The sequence below is a fragment of the Actinopolyspora mortivallis genome (genome assembly GCF_003001495.1).
Lineage (GTDB): Bacteria > Actinomycetota > Actinomycetes > Mycobacteriales > Pseudonocardiaceae > Actinopolyspora > Actinopolyspora mortivallis_A.
Genome location: NZ_PVSR01000071.1, coordinates 1 through 5,932 on the forward strand (window position 1 = coordinate 1; position 5,932 = coordinate 5,932).

The window sequence follows — 5,932 nt, forward strand, 5'->3', positions numbered from 1 at the left end:
CCCCCCTGGTCCCCGCCCCCTCCTCGGCGGAGCCGTCGGAGGGCAGCACCACGACCCCCGAGCCGGGCCAGTCGCCGCAGTCACGGCCGTCACCGGAGACCTCCACCACCCGGACTCCGCCCCCGGAGCCTTCCTCGTCCTCCTCTCCCGCTGAATCCACGGTCGACGGTGGTGTTGCCCCGGGTGAGTAGCGCCGGGCCGAGCCCCGGTGACGGGGGGCACTCGAATAGCGTGGTCGGCGACGTGCAGGCGGCGCCCGGCCGCCGCCGGGAGTCGGTCCTTCCTCTCCGGAACGGTTCCGGCGACGCGGGCGGCGGGTGGTCGCCGCGCCGGAACACCGTGAGGAGGACGCCGACATGACACGGGTGGCCGCGATCGACTGCGGGACGAACTCGATCCGCCTGCTGGTGGCCGACGTGACCGTGCACGAGAACGGCACCCGCGAGCTGCGGGACGTGGACCGCAGGATGCGGATCGTGCGCCTGGGCCAGGGGGTGGACGCCACCGGCCGGTTGTCCGAGGAGGCCCTGGAGCGCACCAGGGAGGCGTTGCACGAGTACGACGAGGTCATCCGGGAGTCCGGGGCGCGGAGCACCCGCATGGTGGCCACCTCGGCGACGCGGGACGCGGCCAACCGTGAGGACTTCTTCGGGATGGTGCGGGAGACGGTCGGCGTGGACGCCGAGGTCATCACCGGCGAGGAGGAGGCGCGGCTCTCCTTCGTCGGTGCGGTGGGGGATCTGGATCCCGCCGAGGGGCCGTTCCTGGTGGCCGACGTGGGCGGTGGTTCCACGGAACTGGTGTTGGGCACCTGGGACGGCAGGCGGGCCGAGATCCTCGGTTCGTACTCCGCCGACATCGGCTGTGTGCGCCTGACCGAGCGGTGCCTGCCCAGTGATCCGGCCGTGCCCGCCGAGGTGAAGGCCGCGCGTGCCCTGAGCAGGGAGATCCTGGACGAGGCCTTCGCGGCGGTGGACGTTTCCGGCGCGCGCCGGTTGGTCGGGGTGGCCGGGACGGTGACCACGCTCTCGGCCCTGGCCCAGGGGTTGCCGGAGTACGACCCGGCGGCCATTCACCTCTCGCGGTTGTCCCGGCGGGAGCTGGACCGCCTCACCGAGGAGCTGTTGGGCATGGATCACGAGCGGCGCGCGGCTCTCGGGCCGATGCATCCCGGGCGGGTGGACGTGATCGGAGGTGGCGCGGTGGTCGTGAGCGTGCTGGCGGCCGAGCTCGCCGAGCGCTCGGGGATCAACGAGATTACTGTGAGTGAACATGACATACTGGACGGTATAGCCCTTTCGATCAGCTAATTCCCGAAATTTGGGACAAACTATTCCGCCAAATGGGTGATATTGGGCCTGAATCGAGAAAGAATGTGACGGCTTTGTGACAATGCATTGTGGTGAACTGTGTCTCCCTTATGTTTACGCTGCACACATCCGACGACCCGAGGTCGTCGGCGTGGCGACTCTCTCGGAGATCGACGAGAGCTCGCGTAAACAGCGGGAGGAATTGAATGCGCAAGCGACGTATGGTCGCGCCGGTCGCGGCCTCGCTGTCGGCGGCCCTGCTGGCCGCCGGCTGCGGAGGCGGTGGCGGCGGTGTCACCGAGGCAACCGGAACCCTCGAGGACCCGATCACCGTCAAGTGGGGTGAACCGCAGACCGAGCTGGTCCCCACCAACAGCAACGACACGAACGGTGGCACCGTCCTCAACGCGATGTTCACCGGCCTGGTGGAGTACGACCCCGAGACGTACGAACCCCGCAACGCCATGGCCAAGTCCATCGAGCGTTCGGAGGACAAGAAGACCTACACGGTCAAGCTCAAGGAAGGCTGGAAGTTCCACAACGGTGAGGAAGTCACCGCCGACAACTTCGTCCGGGCCTGGAACTACGCCGCCTACGCCCCCAACGGCCAGCAGCAGGCGAGCTTCTTCGACCGCATCGCGGGCTACGACGAGGTCCACCCCGCCGACCCGGACGGCGACGGGCCGAAGGAGCCCCCGGAACCCACGGCCGAGAAGATGTCCGGCCTGGAGATCGTGGACGACCACACCTTCACGATCACGCTGAAAGAGCCGTTCGCGATCTTCCCGGAGACGATCGGCTACGAGGCCTTCTCCCCCCTGCCGGAGACCTTCTTCGAGGACAAGGAAGGCTTTGCCGAGCACCCGATCGGCAACGGGCCGTACGAGTTCGAGAGCCGTACCCCCAACGAAAGCCTGACGCTGACCCGCTACGAGGACTACAAGGGTGAGGACGCGGGCCACGTCGACGCGATCAAACTCGTGGTCTACGAGAAGTCCCAGACCGCCTATCAGGATCTCCAGTCGGGCAACCTCGACATGACCGACGAGATCCCCACCTCCGCCCTCGCCGGGGGGCGTTGGAAGGAGGAACTGGGCGACCAGGCCATCTCCCGGGAGCGTCTGGGCATCACCACACTGGCGCTTCCGCTCTACGACGAGAAGTTCCAGGACCCGAAACTGCGCAAGGCCCTCTCGATGGCCATCGACCGTGAGAGCATCGTCAAGGAGATCTTCAACGGTGCGGCCACCGCGGCCGAGGGCTGGGCCGCCTCCTCCACCCCCGCCTACGAGCCGGGAGCCTGCGGTGAGTGGTGCACCCACGACCCCTCCAGGGCCAAGGAGCTGCTGAAGGAGGCCGGTGGCTTCGACGGGACGATGACCCTGAGCTACAACGCCGACGGTGCCCACAAGCAGTGGATGGAGGCCGTGGCGGGCAACATCAGGAACGTCCTCGACATCGAGGTCGACATGAACCCGGTGCCCACCTTCGGTACCTACCAGGACAAGATGGACAACCAGGAGATGCCTGGACCGTACCGGTACGGCTGGGTCGCCGATTACCCGAACGTGGAAACCTTCCTGAAGCCGCTGTACGGCACCAACGGTTCGGCCAACTACACCGGCTACTCGAACGAGAAGTTCGACAGCAAGCTGGCCGAAGCCGACCAGGCCGCCACCGAGGACAAGGCCAACGAGCTCTACATGCAGGCCGAGCAGCAGCTCGGCCAGGACATGCCGGTCATTCCGCTGTTCACCAACATGGTGAAGGGCGGTAAGTCGGAACGGCTCGCCAAGGCCGTGATGACACCGCGCAACACTCCGGCGCTGACCGCGCTCAAGGTCGCCGAACAGACGCAGTGAACTGATTCGCGGAACACCGCCCGGCCCGTCCTGCGTCACGAGCGCGGCGGGCCGGGCATGTCCTTGTAGGAGGAGGCTCGGTGGGCCGATACATACTGCGGCGGCTGCTGCAGTTGATTCCGGTTTTCATCGGAACAACATTCATCATCTACTCGTTGGTCTGGGCGATCCCCGGTAACCCGTTCGCCGGGCTGTGCGGCCCCCGCGGCTGCCCACCCTCGTTCGTCGAGCAGATGACCGAGCAGTACAACCTGGACAAGCCGCTGCCCGTGCAGTACGTGCTCTACCTGGGACAGCTTTTCCAGGGGAACTTCGGGGAGACCTTCAACGGGATCGAGGTCAGCACCCTGATCCAGAACGCCTACCCGGTCACCATCAAGCTCGCCACCATCGCCCTGGTCTTCGAGGCGGTCATCGGCATCGCGGCGGGGATCCTGACCGCGCTGCGCGGCAAGGGTTTCGTGGACAACCTCGTGCTGGCGGCCACCCTGTTCCTCATCGCGGTCCCGGTGTTCGTCAGCGGTTTCGTGATCCAGGTCGTGCTCGGTGTCCAGCTGGACTGGATCGACCCGTCCGTCGGATCGGATCCGACGATCGGTGAGTTGCTCATCCCCGGCTTCGTGCTGGGCAGTCTGTCCATGGCCTACATCGCCAGGCTCACCCGCACGGCGATGTTCGAGAACAAACGGGCCGACTACATCCGCACCGCCACGGCCAAGGGGCTGACCCCCCGCCGGGTCGTCTCGGTGCACATGCTGCGGAACTCGCTGATCCCGGTGATCACCTTCATCGGCACCGACTTCGGCGCGCTGATGGGCGGGGCCATCGTGACCGAGGGCGTGTTCAACATCCACGGTATCGGTGGGCTGGTCTACCAGGCGATCAACAAGCAGGAAGGGGTCACCGTCACCGGCGTGGTCACCCTGCTGGTGCTCGTCTACCTGCTGATGAACCTGCTGGTGGACATTCTCTACGCGGCTCTGGACCCGAGGATCCGATATGACTGAATCTACCGAGACCCGCAGTGTGGGGGAACGGACCACGTCCCCGGGGACCCCCGCGGAGGACGAGCGGGAGAACAGGGAGTCCACCGAACAGGTGGGGCTGTGGGGGGACGCCTGGCGCGATCTCCGCCGCAGGCCGCTGTTCGTGATCTCCGGTGTGATCATCCTGCTGCTGTTGGCGATCGCGGCCTTCCCCGGACTGTTCGCCCCGGGGGACCCCCAGGCGCAGGACCTGTCGCTGGCACGCGAGGGCCCCTCGGCGGAGGCCTGGTTCGGCTACGACGTCCTGGGCAGGGACATCTACACCAGGGTGATCCACGGTGCCCGCGCCTCCATCGTGGTCGGTGTGCTGTCCACCCTCGTGGCGGTGCTCATCGGCTCGTTCGTCGGGCTGCTGGCCGGCTACTTCGGCGGCAAGACCGACAGCTTCCTGGCCCGGTTCGCCGAGATCTTCCTCGGTCTGCCGTTCGTGCTGGGCGCCATCGTGATCCTGTCGGTGTTCAACGCCGGGATCGAGGGCTCGCCGGGAACGGTGCGCGTGATGACGCAGGTCATCCTGACCATCGGTGTACTGGCCTGGCCGATCTCCATGCGCATCATGCGTTCGGCGGCCATCGCGGCCAAGCAGCAGGACTACGTGAACGCGGCCAAGGCACTGGGAGCCAGCCACAGCAGGATCATCTTCAAGCACGTGCTGCCCAACTGCCTGGCCCCGGTGATGGTCTACGCGACCATCGCGCTCGGTCAGTTCATCGGGCTCGAGGCCACCCTGTCGTATCTCGGGCTCGGACTGACCTCCCCGGTCGTTTCCTGGGGAATGATGATCTCGGATTCGCAGCAGTACATCATCAGTACCCCGCACATGCTGTTGTTCCCGGCAGGGTTCCTGGTCATCACCGTGCTCGCCTTCGTGATGCTCGGTGACGCGGTGCGGGACGCGCTGGACCCGAAACAGAAATAGTGAGGAGGGCCGCTGTGTCGGCTACCGACGACAACACGGGCGGCTCGCCGGGTGCGCGCCTGCTCGAGGTGGAGGACCTGCACGTCGAGTTCCGCACCCGTGAGTCCACGGCCAGTGTGCTCAACGGGGTGAGCTACCACGTCGACGCCGGGGAGACCCTCGCCGTGCTCGGCGAGTCCGGCTCCGGCAAGAGCGTGACGGCGCAGGCCGTGATGGGCATTCTGGACACTCCCCCCGGCTTCGTGACCAAGGGCTCGATCCGGTACCGCGGTGAGGAGCTGCTCACCGCGACGGAGGAACGTCGCCGTGGTCTCCGCGGGGAGAACATGGCGATGATCTTCCAGGACGCGCTCTCGGCGCTCAACCCGGTGTACACCGTGGGTTTCCAGATCGCCGAACAGTTCCGCTTCCGCCGGGGCATGTCGCGCAGGGACGCGATGACCAAGGCCGCCGAGATGCTGGACCTGGTCAAGATCCCCAACGCCAAGCAGCGGGTCAAGGAGTTCCCGCACCAGTTCTCCGGTGGGATGCGCCAGCGCGCGATGATCGCGATGTCGTTGGCGCTGGACCCCGACCTGCTCATCGCCGACGAGCCGACCACGGCCCTGGACGTGACGGTGCAGGCCCAGATCATGGACCTGCTGGACGAGCTGCGCCGCGAGCGCGGCATGGGGCTGATCCTGATCACTCACGACCTCGGTGTGGTCGCCGAGGTCGCCGACCGGATCGCGGTGATGTACGCCGGACGGGTGGTGGAGGAGTCCGACGCCGAGTCGCTGTACGCCCGGCCCGCCC

General features: G+C 66.8%; 5 protein-coding genes. All 5 read left to right on the top strand.

Annotated elements, in window-relative coordinates; all coding sequences use genetic code 11:
• The first annotated feature begins 356 nt into the window (after positions 1–356).
• On the top strand, positions 357–1,310 hold the full coding sequence (locus CEP50_RS19520; RefSeq protein ID WP_106115380.1) for a Ppx/GppA phosphatase family protein: 954 nt from the start codon (positions 357–359) through the stop codon (positions 1,308–1,310).
• 206 nt (positions 1,311–1,516) lie between these two features.
• The gene (locus tag CEP50_RS19525; protein ID WP_106115376.1) at positions 1,517–3,172 is read left to right on the top strand and encodes a peptide ABC transporter substrate-binding protein; all 1,656 of its coding nucleotides are present in this window, start codon (positions 1,517–1,519) and stop codon (positions 3,170–3,172) included.
• 80 nt (positions 3,173–3,252) lie between these two features.
• Positions 3,253–4,179: an ABC transporter permease gene (locus tag CEP50_RS19530; protein ID WP_106115377.1), complete on the top strand. Its 927-nt coding sequence runs from the start codon at positions 3,253–3,255 to the stop codon at positions 4,177–4,179.
• Entirely contained in the window at positions 4,172–5,137 is a 966-nt protein-coding gene (locus CEP50_RS19535; protein ID WP_106115378.1) for an ABC transporter permease, read from the top strand. The genes CEP50_RS19530 and CEP50_RS19535 overlap by 8 nt, the downstream gene beginning before the upstream one ends.
• Positions 5,138–5,151: 14 nt before the next feature.
• Positions 5,152–5,932 (top strand): ABC transporter ATP-binding protein (locus CEP50_RS19540; protein WP_106115379.1); only part of this gene is annotated, 781 nt, incomplete at its 3' end.

Coding starts and splice junctions, on each gene's coding strand:
- CEP50_RS19520 (WP_106115380.1), top strand. CDS start 357: ATGACACGGGTGGCCGCGATCGACTGCGGGACGAACTCGATCCGCCTG.
- CEP50_RS19535 (WP_106115378.1), top strand. CDS start 4,172: ATGACTGAATCTACCGAGACCCGCAGTGTGGGGGAACGGACCACGTCC.
- CEP50_RS19525 (WP_106115376.1), top strand. CDS start 1,517: ATGCGCAAGCGACGTATGGTCGCGCCGGTCGCGGCCTCGCTGTCGGCG.